This is a genomic window from Lactiplantibacillus garii, from assembly GCF_003885105.1.
Lineage (GTDB): Bacteria > Bacillota > Bacilli > Lactobacillales > Lactobacillaceae > Lactiplantibacillus > Lactiplantibacillus garii.
This window is the reverse complement of sequence record NZ_QWZQ01000085.1, coordinates 1-3,980: the sequence shown is the minus strand read 5'-3', so window position 1 is coordinate 3,980 and position 3,980 is coordinate 1. Positions and strand designations below refer to the sequence as shown.

Annotated in this window: 3 protein-coding genes and 2 pseudogenes; all 5 read left to right on the top strand. The window is 40.0% G+C overall.

Features of this window, described 5'->3' with window-relative positions; all coding sequences use genetic code 11:
- Positions 1-342: 342 nt before the first annotated feature.
- A pseudogene (locus tag D1831_RS13845) lies at positions 343-1,217 on the top strand (LtrC); the annotation flags it as partial.
- A gap of 255 nt (positions 1,218-1,472) precedes the next feature.
- Positions 1,473-1,832, top strand: a pseudogene (locus D1831_RS13840) (ClbS/DfsB family four-helix bundle protein); the annotation flags it as partial.
- Between the two features lie 81 nt (positions 1,833-1,913).
- Positions 1,914-2,165: an IS3 family transposase gene (locus tag D1831_RS14870; RefSeq protein WP_002816285.1), complete on the top strand. Its 252-nt coding sequence runs from the start codon at positions 1,914-1,916 to the stop codon at positions 2,163-2,165.
- 5 nt (positions 2,166-2,170) lie between these two features.
- Positions 2,171-3,061, top strand: a complete 891-nt coding sequence (locus D1831_RS13830) for an IS3 family transposase (protein WP_318531886.1) — start codon at positions 2,171-2,173, stop codon at positions 3,059-3,061.
- A 517-nt stretch (positions 3,062-3,578) separates the two neighbouring features.
- The gene (locus D1831_RS13815) at positions 3,579-3,875 is read left to right on the top strand and encodes a DUF5839 family protein (protein WP_016526724.1); all 297 of its coding nucleotides are present in this window, start codon (positions 3,579-3,581) and stop codon (positions 3,873-3,875) included.
- The last annotated feature ends 105 nt before the right edge of the window (positions 3,876-3,980 follow it).

Here is a 3,980-nt window from a genome sequence, read left to right as displayed (position 1 = left end):
GAACGGCCTGTTCCTTAAATTCCTTGTCATAACTGTGCTTCGTCATTATTTGATCCTCCAATTTACTTCCTTAATTATACTAAATCAGAGTCTCTATTTAACTTGTACACTTTTTATTCTAGGCCCAATCCTAGAAATCATAATGTGGTATATGCTTTGAGTTTTTTGCGATATGTAGAGGACCTAGGTACTGGAATAGATAGAATTGAAGATAGTTACGAGACTGGTGAAGTAACAGAACAACCTAAACTAGAAGCTGGCGAAAACTTTGTGAAATTAATCCTACCAAATCAAAACTACGCTCCTGCTCCTACTAACGTTCATGTTTTATCAACGAATGACCCTACCTCAGTGGAAATAGTCATTGGTAGTGATGAACCGGACAACGCCTTAAAACTGGAGACGTTATATCACGAATATGCGCATAGCCAATTACACGGCTTAACGTCAGAATTTAAAGACCGGCCACGAGCCTATCAGGAAACCCAAGCCGAAGCGGTTGCGTACGTTGCCATGCAGATATTGGCGTTGATACCAGCAACTACTCACTCGGTTATGTGGCTACCTGGGCTAAAGATACAGCTGTGATCCATGAAGCGTTGAGTGAAATTCAAAAAGTAAGTAATAAAGTTGTAGACCTTAGTAATGAATTAACAGAAAAACTAGGACTACAACAAGAAAAAGGCAATAAAATATCGGAAAGCTTAGAAGAAGTTGCTAAAGAAAAATTAGTGGTACAAGCTGATAATCCAGTACAAGCAGTGCAAAAATTGTACAACAACAACTTAGAAAGTGCTATACAAGATAGTTTTACATTGTCAGATGTATCAGAAAAAGAAGCCCAACACTTTTTAAAAACAGTTAAGTGGGAAGATGTAGCGGACATTGAAAAATCAAATAACGCTATAAAAGCCTTAGGAAATGGATATTATGCAGATGAATACATTGACCGAGATGACACAAACCCTCATTCTGCTAATCAATCTATTTTAAAGAACCATGATACAGAACACCCTACCCTATCTCAACAGTACAAAAATTTACTAAAGCAAGTACAAGACCCTGCTAAAAATAACCAACAAGCTGAAAAGCAACTCAAACAAGTACGTCAAGATATCAGTAATCAAACGCAAAAAGATTTGAAAGACTTTGCAAAGGCTAATCCAGATTTGAAAAAGCCAAGAGCTAAAAAAGCCCAACAAACTTTACAACAATAATCGTAAAAAGCGCCTAGAAATAGGCGTTTTTTTATGTTTTGACGTTTAAGAAACGCATTCTAAGTCCAGTTTTTCTTAATAAATGGGTAAATGTCCGCTAAATGAATATATAAACTGCGTCATAACCTAACAGTTGTGGCCTCTTTTTTGATGCTGTATAATTAAAGGGTTAGAAGCGCGTCGCAACTTAGTGCCATAAGCTATTACAAATAATACCAAATTTGCAACATAAATCAGATTGGAGAAACCTTAATTATGAGAACTTACACAAGCAAAGACGAGTTAATCACAGAAATTGGACAACGTTACCAAAAATATATTTCTGAATTTGAGAACATTCCAGAAAATCTGAGGAATAAACGGATTGAAGAGGTAGATAAAACACCTTCTGAAAATTTATCGTACCAGTTAGGGTGGTTATCGTTATTATTAGGTTGGGAAGAAAAAGAGAAACACGGAATTGATGTTCATACACCAGCTGACGGTTATAAATGGAACAATTTAGGTGGACTCTACCAGTCGTTTTATGAAACTTATGGAACAGAAACGTTGGCTGAACAAACGCAACAGTTAAATAAAAAAGTGATTGACTTATGTCTTTGGATTGAGACATTATGGATGTAAGCTGATTCCTGAGACAACTTTTAAGAGAGTGTATAATGAATAAATCGTCTCTCAAAAGGAAGGAATTTTTACATGCCAACTCGTTACGACAAAGAATTCAAACAAAACATCATCAACCTATATAAACAAGGCGAATCAGCCGCCCAACTGGCCAGAGAATATGGCATTGGCTATTCAACCGTTCATAAGTGGATCCAGGGCCAAGCCAAAACTCAATCCGGTAAATCGCCAGACGAAATTAAAGCGATGGAAAAGCGGCTGGCTTCCCTGTCTGAGGAGAACGAAATCCTAAAAAAAGCCCTGGGCTTCCTTGCGCAGAAGTAACCAATATTTTTGATTACATTCACCAAGAAAGCCATCACCACCAGGTAACTAAGATGTGCCGAATCCTCGGTGTTTCCAGAGCTCAGTATTATCGTTATCGATCCCCCAAACCTTCAAAACGCCGGGCCGAAGATGCGGACTTAAAACAACGGATTCTGCGGATCTTTGCGGAATTCAAGCAGCGATACGGCGTTATGAAGATCCACCATGAATTGAATCTGGAACTTCAACCACTGCAGCGTCGGTGCAGCCCAAGACGGATTTCCCGGCTCATGAAGGAACTGGATATCCACTCCGTTACCGTCAATAAATGGAAAGCGGCTTCGGCTTCCAAAACCAAGGTTGAACAGCGTCCCAACTTGCTTAAGCAGGATTTCTCGACCACTAGTTTAAATCAAAAATGGACCGCTGATATGACCTATATTCAAACGAAGCGTAATGGCTGGTGTTACTTATCAACCATCATGGATCTGCACTCAAGACGAATTATCGGCTATTCATTCTCAAAAAAGATGGATACTGATTTAGTCTTAAAGACCCTGGAAAGCGCGGTTAAAAATCGAACCATTACTGGGGACCTGATTATCCACACAGACTTAGGATCACAGTACACCAGCGATGATTACAACCAACGGTTAACCGAACTACATATCCGCCACTCTTACAGCCGTAAGGGGTGTCCATACGATAATGCACCAATGGAATCTTTTCATGCTTCCCTCAAAAAGGAATGTGTTTATCCAGTGCCGGTCTTTGAGAATTATGAAACTGCCGCTGCTGTCCTTTTTGAATATGTGCATGCTTTCTACAATAGGAAGAGAATTCATAGTTCACTGGGCTACCAGACCCCCTTACAAGTTGAAATCGCAACACTTACGAGCCAAATGGCCGCCTGATTTAATGCTTTCCATGGTTCAAATAAGTTATTAATCACGATTAATGATTTATTTGAGCTGTGGAAGGTAAACGCGGTTCTGAATGTCTCTTAAAACCTGTCTCAAATATTGACTTCAATCCATGCTGCTGTCACCACACAGAGGGCACCAGCCCCGAATAGCCAGATTTAGTTCCAGGTCTGCCGGACCCAAGACGACGAGCAGGGTTGTTGCAATAATCACCACGAAAGAAGGTTGCCCAGTTTTTGACAAGCATCAACGCTGCAATAAGGACGGTAAGCTAACCGTAACGCCAAAAGCTGATAAAACCGCGGAGTATGCTGGTAACCCAGCAAAACCAACGATGCCAGCGCCTAAGCCAACGGTTACTAAAGTAGTTAAGCTGATCCAGACTGATCATCACCAAACTTAATTTAATCGATTGGTGGCTTGGTTCCAATAATTGCTAGTCTGAGGGTTCAGCATGTATACTAAAGATATTAAGGAATGACCGGTGGCCAAAATAGGAGGAATCAACATGGCTGATAATGTGTTAATAGCCTATCATATTGTGCATGATCCCGAGGAGCGGGCGAAACATGTTTTAAACACCAAAAAATTGTATAAGTGGCGGATTACCGAAAAGACGAAGGGCACCCCGGTAGTTGGTAATGTGGCATTAGTCCAAACCCAGTTTGCAAAGCGAGCACCAGTTATGATTTATGCGACGAAGGAAGTTGCCAATGATTTAAGCGACTTACAACCAGTTAAAGAATTTACAAGCAATCGTGATCAAGAGACGGTTAATCAAACGTTTGATGACCTGATGAAATAACTTAACGGCCCAAGCCAACGTGATTCACTTTAAGTTGGCTTGGGCCGTTCCTTTAATTAAGAAAAGTAATTAATTATCTTCTACATGTGAAAATTTGTTGGAAAT